The organism is Streptomyces sp. NPDC037271 (assembly GCF_055603605.1).
Genome location: NZ_JBVJVN010000012.1, coordinates 79782 through 98358, shown reverse-complemented (window position 1 = coordinate 98358; position 18577 = coordinate 79782). Strand labels below are relative to the sequence as shown.

The 18577-nt window shown below is 71.3% G+C and carries 20 protein-coding genes; 10 read left to right on the top strand and 10 right to left on the bottom strand.

The window, feature by feature from the left end:
* Positions 1-503: 503 nt before the first annotated feature.
* Positions 504-1961 carry an NCS2 family permease gene (locus ACZ7G3_RS21415; RefSeq protein ID WP_470927549.1) on the top strand — a complete coding sequence of 486 codons (1458 nt, stop codon included), beginning with the start codon at positions 504-506 and terminating at the stop codon, positions 1959-1961.
* 30 nt (positions 1962-1991) lie between these two features.
* On the opposite strand, the gene ACZ7G3_RS21410 is transcribed toward ACZ7G3_RS21415, so the two are convergent.
* A complete protein-coding gene (locus ACZ7G3_RS21410; protein WP_426596913.1) occupies positions 1992-2180 on the bottom strand; it encodes a ribbon-helix-helix protein, CopG family in 189 nt (62 codons plus the stop codon).
* Between the two features lie 150 nt (positions 2181-2330).
* On the opposite strand from ACZ7G3_RS21410, the gene ACZ7G3_RS21405 reads away from it, so the two are divergent.
* Entirely contained in the window at positions 2331-2768 is a 438-nt protein-coding gene (locus ACZ7G3_RS21405) for a MarR family winged helix-turn-helix transcriptional regulator (RefSeq protein WP_470927547.1), read from the top strand.
* 27 nt (positions 2769-2795) lie between these two features.
* Positions 2796-4166, top strand: a complete 1371-nt coding sequence (locus ACZ7G3_RS21400; protein WP_426596785.1) for an MFS transporter — start codon at positions 2796-2798, stop codon at positions 4164-4166.
* Between the two features lie 12 nt (positions 4167-4178).
* Here the strand turns inward: ACZ7G3_RS21400 and ACZ7G3_RS21395 are convergent, their stop codons facing one another.
* On the bottom strand, positions 4179-4766 hold the full coding sequence (locus ACZ7G3_RS21395; protein WP_470927545.1) for a Uma2 family endonuclease: 588 nt from the start codon (positions 4764-4766) through the stop codon (positions 4179-4181).
* Positions 4767-4881: 115 nt separating this feature from the next.
* On the opposite strand from ACZ7G3_RS21395, the gene thpR reads away from it, so the two are divergent.
* Positions 4882-5478: an RNA 2',3'-cyclic phosphodiesterase gene (thpR, locus tag ACZ7G3_RS21390; RefSeq protein ID WP_470927543.1), complete on the top strand. Its 597-nt coding sequence runs from the start codon at positions 4882-4884 to the stop codon at positions 5476-5478.
* A gap of 132 nt (positions 5479-5610) precedes the next feature.
* On the opposite strand, the gene ACZ7G3_RS21385 is transcribed toward thpR, so the two are convergent.
* The 3 genes from ACZ7G3_RS21385 to ACZ7G3_RS21375 all read right to left on the bottom strand — a co-directional run bounded on the left by ACZ7G3_RS21385 (position 5611) and on the right by ACZ7G3_RS21375 (position 8147).
* Positions 5611-6603: an aldo/keto reductase gene (locus ACZ7G3_RS21385; RefSeq protein WP_470927541.1), complete on the bottom strand. Its 993-nt coding sequence runs from the start codon at positions 6601-6603 to the stop codon at positions 5611-5613.
* A 51-nt stretch (positions 6604-6654) separates the two neighbouring features.
* Positions 6655-7242 carry a Uma2 family endonuclease gene (locus tag ACZ7G3_RS21380; RefSeq protein ID WP_470927539.1) on the bottom strand — a complete coding sequence of 196 codons (588 nt, stop codon included), beginning with the start codon at positions 7240-7242 and terminating at the stop codon, positions 6655-6657.
* 224 nt (positions 7243-7466) lie between these two features.
* On the bottom strand, positions 7467-8147 hold the full coding sequence (locus tag ACZ7G3_RS21375; RefSeq protein WP_470927537.1) for a GDSL-type esterase/lipase family protein: 681 nt from the start codon (positions 8145-8147) through the stop codon (positions 7467-7469).
* Between the two features lie 99 nt (positions 8148-8246).
* On the opposite strand from ACZ7G3_RS21375, the gene ACZ7G3_RS21370 reads away from it, so the two are divergent.
* Positions 8247-9239: a WD40 repeat domain-containing protein gene (locus ACZ7G3_RS21370; RefSeq protein ID WP_470927535.1), complete on the top strand. Its 993-nt coding sequence runs from the start codon at positions 8247-8249 to the stop codon at positions 9237-9239.
* On the opposite strand, the gene ACZ7G3_RS21365 is transcribed toward ACZ7G3_RS21370, so the two are convergent.
* Entirely contained in the window at positions 9213-10010 is a 798-nt protein-coding gene (locus ACZ7G3_RS21365; protein WP_470927533.1) for a TetR/AcrR family transcriptional regulator, read from the bottom strand. The genes ACZ7G3_RS21370 and ACZ7G3_RS21365 overlap by 27 nt on opposite strands.
* Before the next feature lie 113 nt (positions 10011-10123).
* On the opposite strand from ACZ7G3_RS21365, the gene ACZ7G3_RS21360 reads away from it, so the two are divergent.
* Both ACZ7G3_RS21360 and ACZ7G3_RS21355 read left to right on the top strand, forming a co-directional pair.
* Positions 10124-11095 (top strand): ATP-binding cassette domain-containing protein, encoded by a 972-nt coding sequence (locus ACZ7G3_RS21360; protein WP_470927531.1) that lies wholly within the window; start codon positions 10124-10126, stop codon positions 11093-11095.
* On the top strand, positions 11092-11919 hold the full coding sequence (locus tag ACZ7G3_RS21355) for an ABC transporter permease (protein ID WP_470927529.1): 828 nt from the start codon (positions 11092-11094) through the stop codon (positions 11917-11919). Before ACZ7G3_RS21360 ends, ACZ7G3_RS21355 begins: the two co-directional genes overlap by 4 nt.
* 68 nt (positions 11920-11987) lie before the next feature.
* Here ACZ7G3_RS21355 and serC read toward each other — a convergent pair whose 3' ends face one another.
* Positions 11988-13106, bottom strand: a complete 1119-nt coding sequence (serC, locus tag ACZ7G3_RS21350) for a phosphoserine transaminase (protein WP_426596776.1) — start codon at positions 13104-13106, stop codon at positions 11988-11990.
* 111 nt (positions 13107-13217) lie between these two features.
* Here serC and ACZ7G3_RS21345 point away from each other — a divergent pair, with 111 nt between their 5' ends.
* A complete protein-coding gene (locus tag ACZ7G3_RS21345) occupies positions 13218-16142 on the top strand; it encodes an FAD-binding and (Fe-S)-binding domain-containing protein (RefSeq protein WP_470927527.1) in 2925 nt (974 codons plus the stop codon).
* Between the two features lie 123 nt (positions 16143-16265).
* On the opposite strand, the gene ACZ7G3_RS21340 is transcribed toward ACZ7G3_RS21345, so the two are convergent.
* From ACZ7G3_RS21340 to ACZ7G3_RS21330, 3 genes are all read right to left on the bottom strand, one after another.
* Complete coding sequence (locus tag ACZ7G3_RS21340) at positions 16266-16637, bottom strand: VOC family protein (protein ID WP_426520482.1); 372 nt, start codon at positions 16635-16637, stop codon at positions 16266-16268.
* 129 nt (positions 16638-16766) lie between these two features.
* Positions 16767-17060 carry a hypothetical protein gene (locus tag ACZ7G3_RS21335; protein WP_470927525.1) on the bottom strand — a complete coding sequence of 98 codons (294 nt, stop codon included), beginning with the start codon at positions 17058-17060 and terminating at the stop codon, positions 16767-16769.
* Positions 17057-17308: a hypothetical protein gene (locus ACZ7G3_RS21330; RefSeq protein WP_470927523.1), complete on the bottom strand. Its 252-nt coding sequence runs from the start codon at positions 17306-17308 to the stop codon at positions 17057-17059. Before ACZ7G3_RS21330 ends, ACZ7G3_RS21335 begins: the two co-directional genes overlap by 4 nt.
* Positions 17309-17434: 126 nt before the next feature.
* Between ACZ7G3_RS21330 and ACZ7G3_RS21325 the strand changes: the two genes are divergently transcribed.
* Together ACZ7G3_RS21325 and ACZ7G3_RS21320 are read left to right on the top strand one after the other, a co-directional pair.
* Positions 17435-17689 (top strand): GntR family transcriptional regulator, encoded by a 255-nt coding sequence (locus ACZ7G3_RS21325; RefSeq protein ID WP_279565479.1) that lies wholly within the window; start codon positions 17435-17437, stop codon positions 17687-17689.
* Positions 17690-17743: 54 nt separating this feature from the next.
* Positions 17744-18559, top strand: coding sequence for a class I SAM-dependent methyltransferase (locus ACZ7G3_RS21320; RefSeq protein ID WP_470927521.1), 816 nt, complete (start codon positions 17744-17746; stop codon positions 18557-18559).
* The last annotated feature ends 18 nt before the right edge of the window (positions 18560-18577 follow it).

The window sequence follows — 18577 nt, the reverse complement described above, 5'->3', positions numbered from 1 at the left end:
GTTTTCGGTCGGCCTCGTCTCCCTTCCCTTCGTTCGTTCCCCCCCCCCCTCCCCCTCCCCCCCCCCCCCCCCCCCCCCCCCCCCCCCCCCCCCCCCCCCCCCCCCCCCCCGCCCCCGCACGTACCAGATGCCGATCAGTCCGAGCCCGGCGCCGGCCAGGCAGGTCCACACCCACCAGGCGTGCCCGCGGTCGTCGAACCAGCCGTAGAAGGGCAGCTGCACGAGGAAGAGGACGAACCAGAGGACGGTGCCGCCGACGATGGTCGCGACCACGGGGCCCTCCAGGGGCTCCGGCGCCTCGTGCGTGGGTGTCCACTTCGTCATGCGTACAGCTTACGAGAGGGCGCCGGTGGGGTGACAGCACGGCGCCACCCCGGGTCTACGCGCGGAGATAGCATCCTGTGGCTCATACGTTCATACTGAATCCGTTTGTCTCTGACCATTTTCATTCGTAGGAAGCACCAATAAGGCCGTGGGGGAACCTGTTGGTGATGAGGTCCCGCATGTCCACCTCGGCCTCCGCCAAGGTCCCCCCGTCCCCCGAGTCGCCGGAAGACCGGCGGCCCCCGCAGAACGGCCTCGACCGCTACTTCAAGATCTCCGAGCGCGGCAGCACGCTGCCCCGCGAGATCCGCGGCGGCTTCGCCACCTTCTTCGCGATGGCCTACATCATCGTGCTGAACCCGATCATCCTGGGCAGCGCGAAGGACATGTACGGCAACCAGCTCGACAACGGCCAGCTGGTCACCGCGACCGCCCTGACGGCGGCGTTCACCACGCTTCTGATGGGCGTCATCGGCAACGTCCCGATCGCGCTCGCCGCCGGCCTCGGCGTGAACTCCGTCGTCGCCCTCCAGCTCGCCCCGCGGATGTCCTGGCCGGACGCCATGGGCATGGTGGTGCTGGCCGGCTTCGTCGTGATGCTGCTGGTCGCCACCGGCCTGCGCGAGCGCGTGATGAACGCCGTGCCCTACGGCCTACGCAAGGCCATCGCCATCGGCATCGGCCTGTTCATCATGCTGATCGGCCTCGTCGACTCCGGGTTCATCACCCGGATGCCGGACGCCGCCCAGACCACCGTCCCGCTCCAGCTGGGTACCGGCGGTCATCTGCTGGGCTGGCCGGTGCTGGTCTTCGCCCTCGGGGTGCTGCTCACCCTGGCGCTGATCGTCCGAAGGACCCCCGGCGCGATCCTGATCTCCATCGTGGTGATGACCGTCGTCGCGATGATCATCAACGCGGTCGCCGACATCCCGTCCTGGGGTCTGACCACCCCGGAGTGGCCCGGCAACCCCGTCGCCACCCCCGACTTCGGCCTGGTCGGCGAGGTCAGCCTGTTCGGCGGGTTCGAGAAGGTCGGCGTCCTGACCGGCGTGCTGTTCGTGTTCACCGTCCTGCTGTCGTGCTTCTTCGACGCGATGGGCACGATCATGGCCGTCAGCGACGAGGCGAAGCTGACCGACGGCGAGGGCCAGATGCCGGGCATCAACAAGGTCCTGTTCGTCGACGGCATCGCGGTCGCCGCGGGCGGTGCCAGCTCCGCCTCGGCCACGACCTGCTTCGTGGAGTCCACGGCCGGCGTCGGCGAGGGCGCGCGCACCGGCTTCGCGAACATCGTCAGCGGCGCGCTGTTCGCCGTGGCCCTGTTCCTCACGCCGGTCGCCACGATGGTGCCCTCCCAGGCGGCCACCCCGGCGCTGGTCGCGGTCGGCTTCCTGATCCTGGCCGGCTCGATCAGGGAGATCGACTGGAGCGACTTCACGATCGCGATCCCGGCCTTCGTGACGATGCTGATGATGCCGTTCAGCTACTCGATCACCAATGGCATCGGCATGGGCTTCATCACCTTCTCGGTGCTGCGCCTGGCGGTCGGGCGGGGCCGGGAGGTCCCGGTCACCATGTACGTGGTGTCCGCGGTCTTCGCCTTCTACTACCTCATGCCGGCCCTGGGGCTCACCTGACCGGCGTGACCGGCGCCTGACCGGTGGGGCTCAGGTGACCCCGTAGAAGCGCTCCGTCTCCTCCACGGCGGACTGGAACCGCTCGTCGAAGTCATCACGGATGAGCGTCCGGACGACATAGTCCTGGACGCTCATTCCTCTTTTCGCCGCGTGGTGCCGGAGCCGGTCGAGCAGCTCCCCGTCCATCCGCAGGCTGAGCACAGTGGTCCCCATGGGCACGAGGGTCACCCCCACCGGCCGGACGATGCTCCGTTTTCCGGAAATTGCTCACTCGTACGGGTGAACTTCGGGTTTCAGTGGCGGGCGTCACGGGCACGCGGGCGGGTGAGCGGTGGTATTTCGCGAGACTAATGAGTTACGCTAAGGAACATGCCGGACCTCAACCATGGCGACGACGCCGCCGCCGTGAACTCCCTGCGCTCCGCCGTGATGCGGCTGTCCCGTCGGCTCAAGCACCAGAGGGTCGACGAGTCACTGAGCCCCACCGAGATGTCGGTGCTGGGCACCCTGTCCAACTGCGGCAGCGCGACCCCGGGCGAGCTCGCCCGCAAGGAACACGTCCAGCCGCCGTCGATGACCCGCATCGTGGCGCTCCTGGAGGCGAAGGGACTGGTCCGACTGGAGCCACATCCCGAGGACCGGCGCCAGAAGGTCGTGACGCAGACCGAGCAGGCGGTGGTCATGCTCGAGGAGAGCCGCCGCAAGCGGAACGCGTTCCTGGCCACGCTGGCCGAGGGACTCGACGAGGACGAGTGGGCGAAACTGCGCGCCGCCGCCCCCGTGCTGGAGAAGCTCGCACACCGGTAAGCAGCAATCGCGAGGAGGCGAACCCTTTTGAGTACGGGACCCGGAGCAGCTTCCGCCCCCGCACCTGACGGCCACGACGACCCGACCGCTCCCGACGCCCCTCGCAAGACTCGCAAGACCTCGATGTTCGCCTCCCTGAAGGTCAGGAACTACCGCCTGTTCTTCCTGGGCCAGGTCGTCTCCAACATCGGCACGTGGATGCAGCGCATCGCCCAGGACTGGCTGGTGCTCAGCCTCACCGGCTCCTCGGCCGCCGTCGGCATCACCACGGCCCTGCAGTTCCTGCCGATGCTGCTCTTCGGCCTCTACGGCGGCGTCCTCGTCGACCGCCTGCGCAAGCGGCCCACGCTGCTGGTCACCCAGTCCGCGATGGCCGTCACCGCGCTCTTCCTCGCCGTCCTCACCCTGACCGGCCACGTCCAGGTCTGGCACGTCTACGTCGCCGCCTTCGCGATGGGCCTGGCCACCGTCGTCGACAACCCCGCCCGCCAGTCCTTCGTCGCCGAGCTGGTCGGCCGGGACCAGCTGCAGAACGCGGTCAGCCTCAACTCGGCCAACTTCCAGTCCGCCCGCCTGGTCGGCCCCGCCGTCGCCGGACTGATGATCACCGGCGTGGGCACCGGCTGGGCGTTCCTCGCCAACGGCCTGTCCTTCGTCGCGCCGCTCACCTGCCTGCTGCTGATGCGCTCCCGCGACCTGCACGCCGTCGAGCGCGCCCCGCGCGGCAAGGGCCAGCTGCGCGAGGGCCTGCACTACGTCGCCGGACGCCCCGAGCTGATCTGGACGATCACCCTGGTCGGGTTCATCGGCACTTTCGGCTTCAACTTCCCGGTCTTCCTGTCCGCCTTCGCCGACGACGTCTTCGACGCGGGCGCCGGCGCCTACAGCCTCTTCAACACCCTCATGGCCGTCGGCTCGGTCGCCGGCGCGCTGCTCGCCGCCCGGCGCGGCACGGCGCGGCTGCGCGTGCTGATCGCGGCGGCCCTCGCCTTCGGCACGCTGGAGATCGTGGCGGCGGCGGCACCCGAGCTGTGGCTGTTCGCGCTGCTGATGGTCCCGATAGGCGTCTGCAGCATGACGGTCAACGTCACCGCCAACACCAGCATCCAGATGTCCACCGACCCGGCCATGCGGGGCCGCGTCATGGCCCTGTACATGATGGTCTTCCTCGGCGGCTCCCCGGTCGGCGCCCCGATCGTCGGCTGGGTCACGGACACCTACGGCGCCCGGATCGGCTTCGCCGCGGGCGGCGCCGTGGCCGCCACGGCCGCGATCGTCATCGGCCTGGTCCTGGCCCGCGTCGGCAACCTGCGGCTGTCGGTCGGCTGGCACCGGGGGCACCCCAAGGTCCGCTTCGTGCCGCGGGAGCGGCGGGAGGAGCTGGCGCCGGCGGCGTAGCCGGTCCCCGGGTCAGTCGCGGGGGAAGTCGTCGGTCTTGAGGGTGAGGCCGACGACGGTGCCGGTCAGGTCGATGTCCTCGCCGAAGCCGAAGCTGACGGCGGCGTGGTACGTGCCGTCCTTGGGGAGGGTGTGGAGGTGCCACTCGCCGGTGTACGGGTCGACGATCAGGTAGACCGGGACTTCGGCGGTGGCGTAGGCGTCCCTCTTGGGGCCGTAGTCGTTGGCCGCGGTGTCCTTCGAGATGACCTCGGCGACGAACTCGATGTCCTGGTAGCGCCAGTGGCCGCTGCCGTCCCTCACCGACCGCTCGGCGATGGCCGCGACATCGCATGCGAATCCGTTCAGCCGGCCCGGGAAGTCGATCCGCACGTCCGACGCCAGCTGCCGACGCGCGTACTTGGAGCGCAGTTGTTCCAGGATGTCGAAGATGATCTCGAAGTGCTGGTGCCGCTGCGGCGACATGAAGACGTGCCCCCCGACGATCTCGGTCTTGTACCCCTCGGGGACGGGCAACATCTCCAGCCACTCGAACATGACGTCCAGAGTCAGCTCGGCGCTCTCCTCGGCCATCTCGATCCTGTCGTCAAGGACGGTCATCGTGGCGTTCCTCCCCGGCTGCCCCCGACGCGAGTGCAGCCGCGCGGTACAACGATACGCACGGTGACCAGGACACGCGCGGACGTACACGTGTTCTCCAGGGAGACTGGCCGCCATGAGACTGTTCGCCGCCGTACTGCCCCCGGACGACGTCACCGCCGCCCTCGCCGCCGAGGTGGCCGCGCTGCGGAGGCTGCCCGGCGCGGACGGACTGCGCTGGACCGGCCGCCCCGGCCGGCACCGCGGCGGAGCCGCTGATTGGCACTTCACCCTCGCCTTCTACGGGGAAGTCGACGACGACCTCGTACCGGACCTGTCGGCCCGCCTGGAGCGGGCCGCCCACCGCACCGAGCCCTTCGGGCTGGCCTTGCGCGGGGGCGGCCACTTCGGGCACGGACGGGCACTGTGGGCGGGCGCGGAGGGGGACCTCACCCTCCTGCGTCTGCTGGCCGACCGCGCGGAGTCGGCGGGGCGCAAGGCGGGCGTCGAGATGGGCGAGCACCGGCGCTACAAGCCCCATCTGACGGTGGCCCGCGGCCGGACGGCGTACGACGTGCGGCCGTACGTCGAGGCCCTGGCCGGCTTCACCAGCCCCGCCTGGACCGTCACGGACCTGGCGCTGGTGCGCAGCAACCTGCCGAGGTCCGGCGTGCCGGGCGAGCAGCCCCGTTACGAGACGGTCGGCCGTTGGCCGCTCGGCGCCTCCGGTTAGGCTCGGGGGCGTGGACCCGAAGACCCGTAACCGGATCATGGCCGGTGTACTCGTACTGATGATGCTCGTGGTGGCGGTGGCGGCGGCGCTCGGCTGAGCAGCAGTGAGGCGGCCGCCGCCCCGTTCACGCCGTCACCAGGCGAACGCCTCCGGCGACGGGCCCGGCCCCGGGAAGATCTCGTCCAGCCCGGTCAGCAGCTCCTCCGGCAGCTCGAGCTCCACGGCCCGCAGCGCCGACGCGAGCTGCTCGGCCGTGCGCGGACCCACGATCGGACCGGTCACGCCGGGGCGGGTCAGCAGCCAGGCCAGGGCGGCCTCGCCGGGCTCGACACCGTGCTTGTCGAGCAGGTCCTCGTAGGCCTGGATCTGCGCCCGCTTCGCGGGGTCGGCCAGGGCGTCGGCCGCCCGGCCGGAGGCGCGGCGTCCGCCCTGGACCTCCTTCTTGATCACGCCGCCGAGCAGTCCGCCGTGCAGCGGCGACCAGGGGATGACACCGAGGCCGTAGTCCTGAGCGGCCGGGATGACCTCCATCTCGGCGCGGCGCTCGGCCAGGTTGTACAGGCACTGCTCGCTGACCAGGCCGATGGTGCCGCCGCGCCGGGCGGCGGTCTCGTTGGCCTGGGCGATCTTGTAGCCGGGGAAGTTCGAGGACCCGGCGTAGAGGATCTTGCCCTGCTGGACCAGCGTGTCGACGGCCTGCCAGATCTCGTCGAATCCGGTGGCGCGGTCGATGTGGTGGAACTGGTACAGGTCGATGCGGTCGGTCCGGAGCCGCTTGAGGCTGGCGTCGACCGCGCGCCGGATGTTCACGGCGGAGAGCTTGTCGTGGTTGGGCCAGGCCTCGCCGTCGGCGCCCATGTTGCCGTACACCTTGGTGGCGATGACGGTCTTGTCCCGCCGGTCGCCGCCCTTGGCGAACCAGTTGCCGATGATCTCCTCGGTGCGGCCCTTGTTCTCGCCCCAGCCGTACACGTTGGCGGTGTCGAAGAAGTTGATGCCGGCGTCGAGCGCCGCGTCCATGATCGCGTGGCTGTCGGCCTCGTCGGTCTGCGGACCGAAGTTCATCGTCCCGAGGACGAGCCGGCTGACCTTGAGTCCTGTGCGTCCCAGCTGCGTGTACTTCATGGTCCCCAAGCCAACGGCTTGGAGTGCGCTCCAGGCAAGCGGTCCGTGCGGTCAGTCGCGGGGGAAGGCGTCGGTCCTGAGCGTGAGGCCGAGAACGGTGTCCGTGAGATCCAGCTCCTGCCCGAAGGCGACCCGGGTCTCGGTCGTGTAGTCGCCGTCCTTGGGCTGCGTGAAGATGTGGCAGCGGCCCTGGTACGGGTCGGCGATGAGGTAGAGGGGGACCTCGGCGGCGGCGTACGCGAGCTTCTTGGGACCGTAGTCGTTGGCGGCGGTGCCCTGGGAGATGACCTCGGCGACGAATTCGACGTCCTCGTGACGCCAGTGGCCCGTGTCGTCCTGCTTCGCTCCGTCGCGAAGTTTGGCCACGTCCGGGCAGAAGCCGTTCTCGTGGCCGGGGAAGTCGATGCGGACGTCCGAGAGGACCAGTACGTCCATGCCGAACCGGTCCTCGATGGGCCGTACGATCCGGCGGATGATCGCCCAGTGCGTGTCGCGCTGCGGTGTCATGTGGACGTTGCCCCCGACGATCTCGACCCTAAATCCTTCGGGGACGGGCATCCGCTCCAGGCGCTCGAACCATTCGTCCAAGCGTTCCGTGTTGGCGTCGGCCATGGCGATCCTGTCTTCGAGGACGGTCATCGTGGCGCTTCTCCCCGGCTGCCCCAACGACGAGTACAGCCGCGCGGCACAACGATACGCACGGCGACCAGGACACGGGAGGACGCGCATATGCCAGAGCGGGACAGTACCGACCACTTGGCCCGGGTGGTCCGGGCGGCCCACGGGGTGGGAGAGACGGTCCACGGGGTGGGAGAGACGGTCCACGGGGTGGCGGAGACGGCCTACGGGGTGGCGGAGACGGCCTACGGGGCGGGGGAGTAGGGCCCGCCCAGCCCCCACTCCTCGTCCATCGCCTCCGCGAAGGCCTCCGCGATCTTGTGCTCGCCGCTCTCGTTGGGATGCGTGCCGTCGTACGTGTCCGTGTGGAAGTCGTACGACACCGGTGGTGGGACCAGGAGCAGCGAGGAGCGGGGTTCGTCGAGGTCGGCGGTGGTCTTCACGAGGAGTTCGTTGAAGCGGGTGACCTGCTCGGCGAAGGACGCGTCGGCCTCCACGCGGATGTTGGGGATCACCGGCATCACGGCCGTGCGCACGCGCGGGTTGGCCGAGCGCGCCTCGGCGACGAAGGCCCGGACGTTGGCGGCCGTCTGCTCCGCGTTCGTGTAGAAGCCGAGGTCGATCAGGCCGAGCGAGACCAGGAGCACGTCCGCGCGGCAGGCGCGTACCGTCTCGCCTATCAGCGGGGTCATGTGGTGCCAGCCCTCGCCCCAGCCGGCCAGGTGGGCGCGGGGGAAGTCGGGGTCGGCGTAGGCGTACGAGGTGGGGGCGTCCGTTGACTGGTCGTGCAGCGTCTCGCGGGGGCCGACGATCGCGAAGGGACGGCCGTAGGAGTCGCGCAGGTGCTGCCACATCCGGTAGCGCCACGTGTGTTCGCCCGCGCTCCCGATCGTCATGGAGTCACCGACAAACATGAACCTGAGCATCCGCTCATCATGGACGATGGGCCTGGTCGGCGCGATGTGAGCCCGACCACCTGGGAGGCCCGTACCGTGAACGCCCGTGCGGGATGGCAGTCTTGGCGCATGCGCCGTTCTTTCGCCCTCCTTGCCTCGGCCCTTCTCGTGGGCGTGTTCGCCGTGCCCGCCTCCGCCGCCGACGGGGTCGCCGGGAGCGACGGCTTCACGATCAAGGACCCGCGCATCACCGAGTCCAGCGGCCTCGCCGCCTCCCGCCTGCACCCCGGCATCTACTGGACGCACAACGACCAGGACACCGGGCCGTACCTCTACGCCGTGGACGGCTCCACCGGCGAGACCGTCGCCCGCGTCGCGCTCTCCGGCGTCGGTACGCCCCGCGACGTCGAGGCGATCTCGATCGGGCCCGGCAACCGGATCTTCGTCGGTGACATCGGCGACAACCTCGGCGGCACCTGGCCGCACGTGTGGATCTACGAGCTGCCCGAGCCGGAGGAGCTCAAGGACCAGACGGTCAAGGCGACGCAGTACGTCGTGAAGTACGCGGACGGCGCCCGTGACGCGGAGTCGATGGTCGTCCACCCGAAGACCGGGCGGGTCTACGTCATCGACAAGAAGGAGGACGGCGGGCACCTGTACGAGGGCCCGGAGAAGCTGTCCGCCTCCGGCACCAACGTCTTCCGGCGTGCCGCCCCCGTCGAGCTCTGGGCCACCGACGCCGCCTTCTCCCCGGACGGCGAGCGGCTCGCCGTGCGCGGCTACATGGGGGGCATCTGGTACGACTGGAACGGCGGGAAGATCGAGCGCAAGGGGCGGATCAGCGTGCCGCTCGGGCAGGGCGAGTCCGTCACCTACACCACCGACGGCGAGAAGCTGCTGCTCGGAATGGAGGGCGAGAGCAGCCCCGTGAAGGCCCAGGACGCGCCCGGGGGCGGCGGCGGGTCGGGCGGGGCGGGTTCCGGCGCCTCCGGTGGGGGCTCCGGAGGGGATGACGGGTCCGGCGGGTCCGGCGGGGACACCCTCAAGATCGGGACGGTCGGGCTGGTCGTCGCGTGCGGCGCCGCGTTCTTCGGGCTACGACGGCTCTTCCGCCGCCGCTGAGCCGGACGCCGCGCGCCGCGCGGCCACCAGTACCTCCAGCCCGTCCAGGATGCGCTGCAGGCCGAACTCGAAGTGGTCGAAGCCGGTGCCGAAGGTGTCCTCGGAGAGGGAGGCCAGGACCGGGTAGCGGCCGCTGGCCATGGCCTTCTCCAGCGCCGGCTCCTGGGCCTGCCAGAACTGTGCGTCCGTCAGTCCGGAACTTCGCTCGGCCTCCTCCCCGTGCACCTGCGTGCGGGCGGCGCCGACGACGTACCCGTCGATCATGATGATCGCCGACACCAGCTCGGGGTCGGTCAGGCCCATCGGTTTGATCCGGGTGAGCACCTTCTCCAAGCCGTCCAGGGCGCTCGGGCCGAGGATCGGGCGGGACTGGTTGACCTCCAGCAGCCAGGTGTGGCGGCGGTAGAGGGCGAGGGTGGCGCGGCCGAGCTCCTCCAGCGCGGTGCGCCAGTCGCCGTCGCCGAGGCCGCCGAGGTCGCCGGGGTTCTCGGACGGGCGCTGCACGCGGTCCAGCATCAGGTCGATCAGCTCGCCCTTGCCGGGGACGTAGCGGTACAGGGACATGGTCCCGGTGCCCAGCTCGGTGGCGATCCGGCGCATCGAGACCGCGCCCAGTCCGTCCCGGTCCGCGACCTCGACGGCGGTCTCGACGATCCGCTCCAGCGTCAGACCCGGTTTGGGTCCCCGGCTGGGCCGCTTGCCGGTGTCCCACAACAGGTCGAGGGTGCGGCCGATGTCGCCGCTGCCGCTGCTCTCCGTGCCGCTTGCCATGCGGTCAGTTTAAATCCGCGGCAGAAAATTGGGTACGGCGTACGCGTCGAACTGGGTACGGTGTACTCGTAATCGGGTACGGTGTACTCAGTGAGGGAGTGAGAGGGGGACCCATGAGCGACGCGTACGCGGTACGGGCCGAGGGCCTGGAGAAGCGGTACGGCGACAAACGCGCCCTCGACGGCTTCGACCTGGCCGTCCGCGAGGGCACCGTGCACGGCCTGCTGGGGCCGAACGGCGCCGGCAAGACCACGGCCGTGCGCATCCTGTCCACGCTGGTCCGGCTGGACGGGGGACGGGCGGTGGTGGCCGGCCTCGACGTCGGGCGGCAGGCGCGCGGGGTACGGGCGCGGATCGGCCTCACCGGGCAGTACGCGGCCGTGGACGAGGTGCTCACCGGCCGGCAGAACCTGGAGATGTTCGGGCGCCTGTTCCACCTGGGCGGCCGGCGGGCCCGGGCCCGCGCCGTCGAGCTGCTGGAGCAGTTCGACCTGACCGACGCCGCCGACCGGGGTGTCGGCAAGTACAGCGGCGGCATGCGGCGCCGCCTCGACCTCGCCGCGTCGATGATCCTCGCCCCGGCCGTCCTGTTCCTGGACGAGCCGACGACGGGCCTGGACCCCCGCAGCCGCGGCGAGGTCTGGGACTCGGTGCGGGCGCTGGTGGCGAGCGGCACGACCGTACTGCTGACCACGCAGTACCTGGAGGAGGCCGACAAGCTCGCCTCGCGCATCACCGTCATCGACCGGGGCAGGTCCATCGCCGACGACACCCCGGACGGGCTGAAGGACCGGGTCGGCGGCGACCGCGTCGAGGTCCAGGTCGCCGAGCGGGCCGAGATACCGAGGGTGGTGAAGGTGGTCGCCCGCGTCTGTGACGGCGAACCCGAGGCCGACGAGGAGACGCTGCGGGTGCACGCCCCGGTCACCGACCGGGTGGCGGCGCTCACCGAGGTGGCGCGCACCCTCCAGGACGAGGGCGTCCGGGTGGAGGACATCGGGCTGCGCAGGCCGAGCCTCGACGACGTGTTCCTGCGCCTGACCGGACACCGTACGAGTGCGGAGAAGCAGGAGGCGGCGGCATGAGCGCCCTGGACCTGACCACGGGAGGCACGCGTGACCGCGGGCGGCTGTACTGGGCGGTCGCCGACTGCGGCAACATCGTCCGCCGCGGCCTGACCCACTACAAGCGCCAGCCCGTCAACATCGTCTGGCAGCTCGGTTTCCCGATCCTGTCCGTCCTCCTCTACGGCTATGTCTTCGGCAGCGCGATGACCGTGCCGGGCGGCGGGGACTACAAGGACTTCCTGATGCCGGGCATGTTCGTGATGACCATGGCGTTCGGCTTCATCAACACCGCGACCGTCGTCGTCTACGACGCCACCAAGGGCGTCATCGACCGGTTCCGCTCCATGCCGATGTCCTCCTCCGCGGTGGTGGCGGGGCGCGGTGTGACCGACCTGGTCGTCGCCTGCGCCGAGCTCACGATCCTGGTGCTGACGGCGCTCGCCATGGGCTGGCGGCCGGACGGGGGCTGGAACTTCCTGGCCGCGTTCGGGCTGCTGCTGTGGCTCCGGTTCGCGCTGATCTGGGTCGGGGTGTGGCTGGGGCTGCTGGTCCCGAACCCGGAGGCGGCGGGCGGTCTGTTCGCGGTGGCGTTCCCGCTGACGATGATCTCCAGCATCTTCGTCGCCCCGCAGCTCATGCCGGACTGGCTGGGCTGGGTGGCCGCCTGGAACCCCATCTCGTCCACGGCGGCCGCGGCCCGCGAGCTGTTCGGCACGCCGGTGGGCGGCGGCGACTCGTGGGTCGAACAGCACGCGCTGCTGATGGCCGGGGTGTGGCCGGTGGTGCTGACGGCGATCTTCCTGCCGCTGTCGGTGCGGCGCTTCCAGCGGCTCAGCCGGTAGGGCGGGGGAACGATGAGGGGCGCCCGGCGTAACGCCGGGCGCCCCTCATCGTCGTACGACCGCTGTTGCTACAGCTTCTCGATCACGTAGTCGACGCACTTGGTCAGCGCCTCGACGTCCGCCGGGTCGATCGCCGGGAACATCGCGACGCGCAGCTGGTTGCGGCCGAGCTTGCGGTACGGCTCGGTGTCGACGACGCCGTTGGCGCGCAGCACCTTGGCGACGGCGGCGGCGTCGATGTCGTCGGAGAAGTCGATGGTGCCGATGACCTGGGAGCGCTTGGCCGGGTCCGAGACGAACGGGGTGGCGTACTTGGCCTCCTCCGCCCAGGCGTACAGGCGGGACGAGGAGTCCTTGGTGCGGCCGGTGGTGAAGTCCAGGCCGCCCTGGCCGTTCATCCACTCCAGCTGCTCGTTCAGCAGGAACAGGGTGGCGAGGGCCGGGGTGTTGTACGTCTGGTTCTTGCGGGAGTTGTCGATCGCCGTCGGCAGCGAGAAGAACTCCGGGACGTGCCGGCCGCTCGCGTGGATCCGCTCGGCGCGCTCGATCGCGGCCGGGGAGAAGACGCCGATCCACAGGCCGCCGTCGGAGGCGAAGGACTTCTGCGGGGCGAAGTAGTAGACGTCGGTCTCGGCGATGTCCACGGGCAGGCCGCCCGCGCCGGACGTCGCGTCGACCAGGACGAGGGAGCCCTCGTCGGCCCCGGCCACGCGCTTGACGGGCATGGCGACACCGGTCGAGGTCTCGTTGTGGGTGAACGCGTACACGTCCACGCCGGCCTCGGCCCGCGCCTCGGGGTGCGTGCCCGGGTCGGAGGAGACGACCGTCGGCTCGGCCAGCCACGGGGCGAGCTTGGCGGCCTTGGCGAACTTGGAGGAGAACTCGCCGAAGCTCAGGTGCTGCGACTTGTTCTCGATCAGGCCGTGGGTCGCGACGTCCCAGAACGCGGTGGAGCCGCCGTTGCCGAGGACCACCTCGTAGCCGTCGGGGAGCCGGAACAGCTCGGAGATGCCCTCACGGACCTTGCCGACCAGGTTCTTGACGGGGGCCTGGCGGTGGGAGGTGCCGAGGAGGGACGTACCGGTGGCGGCCAGGGCGTCCAGCGCCTCCACCCGCACCTTGGAGGGACCCGCGCCGAATCGACCGTCCGCGGGCTTGATGTCAGCAGGAATCTGGATCTCAGCCACGTGCGGGAGCGTATCCCCTCGGCCAAACCGGACGGAGACATGTCCGTCCGATGAGACGAGATCTCCGCCGTGCGGACCTGTGCCAAGCCACAAGCGCTCATGCTGGAGGACATGACCGATCTGGAGGCAGCACTGCGCGGCGCCGTACGCGGCGAGGTCGGATTCGACACCACGTCCCGGGCACTGACCACCATGGACGCGTCCAACTACCGCCGGGTCCCGCTCGGGGTGGTGGCGCCGGTGGACGCCGACGACGTGGCGGCCGTGCTGGAGGTGTGCCGGGCGCGGGGCGTGCCGGTGGTGGCGCGGGGCGGGGGGACGTCGATCGCGGGGCAGGCGACCGGCACGGGCGTCGTCCTGGACTTCACCCGGCACATGAACCGGCTGGTCTCGCTCGACCCGGAGGCGCGCACGGCCGTCGTCCAGCCGGGTCTGGTCCTCGACGGCCTCCAGCGGGCCGCCGCCCCGCACGGCCTGCGCTTCGGCCCCGACCCGTCCACCCACAGCCGGTGCACGCTCGGCGGAATGATCGGCAACAACTCGTGCGGCTCCCACTCGGTGGCGTGGGGCACGACGGCGGACAGTGTGCGCGAGCTGACGGTGCTCACCGCGCGCGGCCGGCGGCTGCGGCTCGGGCGGAACTGGGCCGGGGCACCGGAGGGCCTGCGCGAGCTGGTCGACGGCGACCTGGCGCGCCTGCGCACCGGCTTCCCCGACCTGCCCCGCCGTATCTCCGGATACGCGCTGGACGCGCTGCTGCCGGAGCGGGGCGCGGACGTGGCCCGTTCCTTCTGCGGTTCGGAGGGCACGCTGGGCGTGCTGACCGAGGCGGTGGTCCGGCTGGTCGAGGCGCCGCGCGCGCGGGCGCTGGCGGTGCTCGGATACGCCGACGAGTCCGGGGCGGCCCGTGCGGCGGCCGGGCTGCTGCCGCTCGGGCCGCTGACGGTGGAGGGCATGGCGGTGGACCTGGTGCCGCCGACGGCCGCGGCGGGACTGCCCCGGGGCGGGGCGTGGCTGTTCGTGGAGACGGGCGGGGAGACGGAGGCGGACGCACGCGCGCGGGCGGAGGCGGTGGTCCGGGCGGCGGACGTCGTGGACGCCCTGGTGGTGACCGACCCGGCCGGGCAGCGGGCGCTGTGGCGGATCCGGGAGGACGCGAGCGGTACGGCGACGCGGGTGCCTGTGGGCGCCTCCCGGACGGGGTCCGGGGGAGGTGCGGAGGCGTGGCCCGGGTGGGAGGACTGCGCGGTGCCGCCGGCCCGGCTGGGCGACTATCTGCGGGACTTCCGGAGCCTGCTCGCCGCCCACGGCCTGCGCGGCACGCCGTACGGGCACTTCGGCGACGGCTGCATCCACGTACGCATCGACTTCGACCTGCTGACGGCGGCCGGCGTCGCCCGCTTCCGCCGCTTCTCCGAGGAACTGGCGGACCTCGTCGTGGCGCACGGCGGCTCGCTGTCCGGGGAGCACGGGGACGGGCAGGCACGGGCGGAACTGCTGCCGAGGATGTACGGCGAGGAGACCGTCGCCCTCTTCGAGCGGGCGAAGGCCGTCTGGGACCCGGACGACCTCCTCAACCCGGGGATGCTGGTCCGCCCGGCCCCGCTCGACGCGAACCTCCGCTTCGCCGTCCTGCCGCGTGAGCCGGTGGACGTGGCGTTCGGCTATCCGTCCGACGGCGGCGACTTCTCGGCGGCGGTACGGCGCTGCGTCGGCGTCGCCAAGTGCCGTACGACGTCGGTGGCCGGCTCGGGCGTGATGTGCCCGTCGTTCCGGGCGACGGGGGACGAGGCGCACTCCACCCGCGGACGGGCCCGGCTGCTGCACGAGATGCTCGCCGGTGAGCTGGTGACCGACGGCTGGCGCTCCACGGAGGTCCGCGACGCCCTCGACCTGTGCCTGTCCTGCAAGGGCTGCCGCTCCGACTGCCCGGTCGACGTCGACATGGCCACGTACAAGGCGGAGTTCCTGCACCACCACTACGCCGGCCGCCGCCGTCCCGCCGCCCACTACGCGATGGGGTGGCTGCCCGTGTGGCTGCGCTGGGCGGCGCGGGCGCGGGTGGCGCCGGTCGTCAACGCACTGGCCTCCGTCCGGCCGTTGGCGGCGGTGGCGAAACGGCTCGGCGGCATCGCGGGTGAGCGGGAGGTGCCGAGGCTGGCGCGGGAGACGTTCAGCCGGTGGTGGCGCGGGCGGCGGCCCGTCGCCGCAGGCTCCGGCGAGCTGGTGGTCCTGTGGCCCGACACCTTCACCGAGCACCTCTCACCATCCGTGGGCCGGGCGGCCGTACGGGTGCTGGAGGCGGCGGGGCTGCGGGTGGTGCTGCCACCGACGCTGCGGGGACGCGCCGTGGTCGGTGACGGTACGTCGAGGTCGGCGGCCTCGCTCCTGACCGCCCGCCGGGGCCGGGTCTGCTGCGGCCTGACGTACGTCTCCACGGGCCAACTGGACCGCGCCCGCGCGGTGATGCGCCACACCCTGGACCTGATGGCCCCGATGCTGGAGACGTCCGCGCCGGTCGTCGTCCTGGAACCGAGCTGCGCCGCCGCCCTGCGCACGGACCTGCCCGAGCTGCTGCACGACGACCCGCGGGCGGCCCGGCTCGCCGCCCGCGTCCTGACCTTCGCGGAGGCCCTGGAGCGCCACGCCCCCGACTGGACCCCGCCCGCCGTGGACCGCCCGGCCACCGGTCAGACCCACTGCCACCAGCACGCGGTCCTGGGCGACGCGGCCGACCGCCGCCTGCGCGAGGCAGCCGGCCTGACCGGCGAGCTGAGCGGCGGCTGCTGCGGCCTCGCGGGCAACTTCGGCTTCGAGAAGGGCCACTACGAGGTGTCGGCCGCCTGCGCGGAGGACCAGCTGCTCCCGGCGGTGCGCGAGGCGCCGGACGGGGCGGTGGTCCTGGCGGACGGCTTCTCCTGCCGGACGCAGCTGGAGCAGTTGGGCGGGGTGCGGGGGCGGCATCTGGCGGAGGTGCTGGCGGAGGCGTTGGAGGCGGAGCGCCGGGCGGGTGGCGGCGGTCCCTCCGCCAGGTGAGGTCGAAGAAGGGGCGAACGAAGTCGGGTTGATGTACTTACCGCGCTCGTCTGAGAGCGGACCGGCGGGCCCGAGAGCCCCCTGCCGGTCCAGCTGGCACAGCCGGCCAGGGGAGAGTGCTGATCAGCCCCGGCAGATGCAGAAGGGATGACCGGCCGGGTCGGTGAGTACACGCGCCCTGGCAGCCTCATGAGGCTGGTGATCCGGCTTCCCCGCACCCAGCTCCAGCAGCCGGGCCTCCGCCTCGTCCAGGTCCGCGACGTCGAAGCAGAGGTGCAGCTGCTGGGGAACGCTCTGGCCGGGCCAGACCGGCGCCCGGTAGTCGTCGACCCGCTGGAATCCGATGAAGAGGCCGTCCTCACGGTTGAGACCCGCGAAGTCGGCATCCGTATCCGGGTGGAGCTCAAGACCGGTGGCCTGCTGATAGAACGCCGCCAAAGTCGACGGGTCGGGGCAGTCGAGGGTGATCGCGGCCAACTTCATCTGCGGCGCCATGGCATCTCCGAGCCGATCGGTGAACCTTCCCGCGGACACCGTAGAGGCAGCGGCTCACCCTCGCTCAACATGTGGCCGAGCCGGGGCGGCCCCGGGGAGGAGCCGGGGCCGCCACCCCTCGTCGGCTTCTCAGCTCGCCGAGTCGAAGGCTTCCAGCCGCCGGCCGCGACTCTCGGCCACCCGCAGGACGTCGGCGAGGCACTCCGCCAGTCGCTCGGCGAGGTGGCGGAGCTCGCCGTGCGGGGTGTCCGGGAGGAGACAGCGGGCGTGGGCCAGGAGTTCGAGGCCCATCCCGAGCTGGGTGGACTCCGTGGTGTCGGCCAGCCGCGAGACGGGGCCGCCGGCGTCGTCGGTGATCAGGTAACAGGGCTTGCCCTCGGGGCCGGACCAGGGGAGCAGGCGGGGTTCGCGTGGTTGCGTCATGCCGCCACCTCCAGCTCGTACGGCGCGTCTACGAGGACGTACGGGCGTACGGCCACTGTCTCGGCTCCGTCGAGGACGAAGGGGAGACCGTAGGGGCTGCGGTGGAGGGGGAGGGGCACCATGCCGACGGTGGCCGGGTGGTGCGGTGCGGTGCGGGTCGTCGGTCGCAGGCTGGTGCGGCGGTGAGTGCCTCGGGGTCTGAGCAGCAGGCTCAACCACGTGACGAGGCGGCCGATAGGCTCGGTCATGTCATCAGCTCCTTCTGGTTCGGCTGGTGGCCACGCCCCCGGACGGCTCCACCCGTCGCGGGGGTCTTCAGTTGGGCCGTCAACTCGGTCTACCGCAGTCTACCGCAGAGTTTTAGCGTCCACTGCATGACTCCCGAGCTTGACCGCACCCGGCCCGTCTGGCGGCAGGTCGCCGCTGCCATCGAGGCGCGTATCGCGGACGGCACCTATCCCGTGGGTGCTCGGGTTCCGTCGGTGGTCGAGTTGTCGGCCGAGTTCGGTATCGCCGCGTCGACTGCTCAGAAGGCGCTGGCCCATCTCAAAGTGGAAGGGCTGATCCGCGCCGAGGTCGGCCTCGGTTCCTTCGTGGCCCATCGGCCTGGCGGCAGCGGCGAGGCGTAGCAGCAGGTCCGCGCCGTATGGACCGCTTCGCCGGGCGGTCACCAGAATGCGCGGATGACAAGCCTTGAGGTAACCCCGGAGATCGTGAGGTTCTACAGCGAGGCCGTCGACGAGGCGGACCGGCTGAGCAGCACTGCCGACGGGCATCTGGAGATGGTACGTACGCAGGAGTTGCTGCGCCGTCACCTCCCCTCGGCACCGGTTCGCGTGCTCGACGTCGGCGGCGGTCCCGGCACCCACGCGCGGTGGCTCGTCGAAGACGGGTACGCGGTGCACTTGGTCGATCCCATTCCACGGCACGTGGAACAGGCCAGGTCCACGGGCGCGAGCGTCGAACTCGGTGATGCCAGAAGCCTCATGGCCGACGCCGGTTCCTACGACGTCGTCCTCATGCTGGGCCCGATGTACCACCTGCCGGAGCGGGCGGATCGGGACCGTGCGCTGGCAGAGGCCCGCCGCGTGCTCAAGCCCGGCGGGCTGCTGGCGGTCGCCGGTATCAACCGGTACGCGTCCCTCTTCGAGCACGCCGCGTACGCGCATCTGCACGAGGAGCCGATGCGGGAGAGCATCGGGGCGATCCTCGCGACTCAGATCCATGACGGGAAGAAGGCTTTCACCACCGCGTACTTCCACAGCGGGGAGCAGTTGCGCGACGAGGTGGCGGCGGCAGGCTTCGTCGGCGCGGACGTCTTCGGGATCGAGGGGCCTGCCTGGTCGCTGCTGGCGGCGGCGGAGCGGAACACCGGCCAGTCGTTCCGTGAGTCGAGCCTGTTCGAGTCCGTCCTCACCGCCGCCCGTATGGCCGAGCCGTACCCGGAGTTGCTGGCCGCGAGTTCGCATCTGCTGGCGGTGGGGCGTCGGCAGGAGTGAGGGAGGCCGGCCGCTCGG

Bases quoted from the DNA above. Each gene is read 5' to 3' on its own strand.
- ACZ7G3_RS21380 (WP_470927539.1), bottom strand. From the start codon at position 7,242: ATGACCGTCCTCGAAGACAGGATCGCCATGGCCGACGCCAACACGGAA.
- ACZ7G3_RS21340 (WP_426520482.1), bottom strand. From the start codon at position 16,637: ATGGCGCCGCAGATGAAGTTGGCCGCGATCACCCTCGACTGCCCCGAC.
- ACZ7G3_RS21325 (WP_279565479.1), top strand. From the start codon at position 17,435: ATGACTCCCGAGCTTGACCGCACCCGGCCCGTCTGGCGGCAGGTCGCC.
- ACZ7G3_RS21405 (WP_470927547.1), top strand. From the start codon at position 2,331: ATGCCGGACCTCAACCATGGCGACGACGCCGCCGCCGTGAACTCCCTG.
- ACZ7G3_RS21335 (WP_470927525.1), bottom strand. From the start codon at position 17,060: ATGACGCAACCACGCGAACCCCGCCTGCTCCCCTGGTCCGGCCCCGAG.
- ACZ7G3_RS21345 (WP_470927527.1), top strand. From the start codon at position 13,218: ATGACCGATCTGGAGGCAGCACTGCGCGGCGCCGTACGCGGCGAGGTC.
- ACZ7G3_RS21355 (WP_470927529.1), top strand. From the start codon at position 11,092: ATGAGCGCCCTGGACCTGACCACGGGAGGCACGCGTGACCGCGGGCGG.
- thpR (WP_470927543.1), top strand. From the start codon at position 4,882: ATGAGACTGTTCGCCGCCGTACTGCCCCCGGACGACGTCACCGCCGCC.
- ACZ7G3_RS21385 (WP_470927541.1), bottom strand. From the start codon at position 6,603: ATGAAGTACACGCAGCTGGGACGCACAGGACTCAAGGTCAGCCGGCTC.
- ACZ7G3_RS21330 (WP_470927523.1), bottom strand. From the start codon at position 17,308: ATGACCGAGCCTATCGGCCGCCTCGTCACGTGGTTGAGCCTGCTGCTC.
- ACZ7G3_RS21360 (WP_470927531.1), top strand. From the start codon at position 10,124: ATGAGCGACGCGTACGCGGTACGGGCCGAGGGCCTGGAGAAGCGGTAC.
- ACZ7G3_RS21370 (WP_470927535.1), top strand. From the start codon at position 8,247: ATGCGCCGTTCTTTCGCCCTCCTTGCCTCGGCCCTTCTCGTGGGCGTG.
- ACZ7G3_RS21320 (WP_470927521.1), top strand. From the start codon at position 17,744: ATGACAAGCCTTGAGGTAACCCCGGAGATCGTGAGGTTCTACAGCGAG.
- ACZ7G3_RS21365 (WP_470927533.1), bottom strand. From the start codon at position 10,010: ATGGCAAGCGGCACGGAGAGCAGCGGCAGCGGCGACATCGGCCGCACC.
- ACZ7G3_RS21375 (WP_470927537.1), bottom strand. From the start codon at position 8,147: ATGCTCAGGTTCATGTTTGTCGGTGACTCCATGACGATCGGGAGCGCG.
- ACZ7G3_RS21415 (WP_470927549.1), top strand. From the start codon at position 504: ATGTCCACCTCGGCCTCCGCCAAGGTCCCCCCGTCCCCCGAGTCGCCG.
- ACZ7G3_RS21395 (WP_470927545.1), bottom strand. From the start codon at position 4,766: ATGACCGTCCTTGACGACAGGATCGAGATGGCCGAGGAGAGCGCCGAG.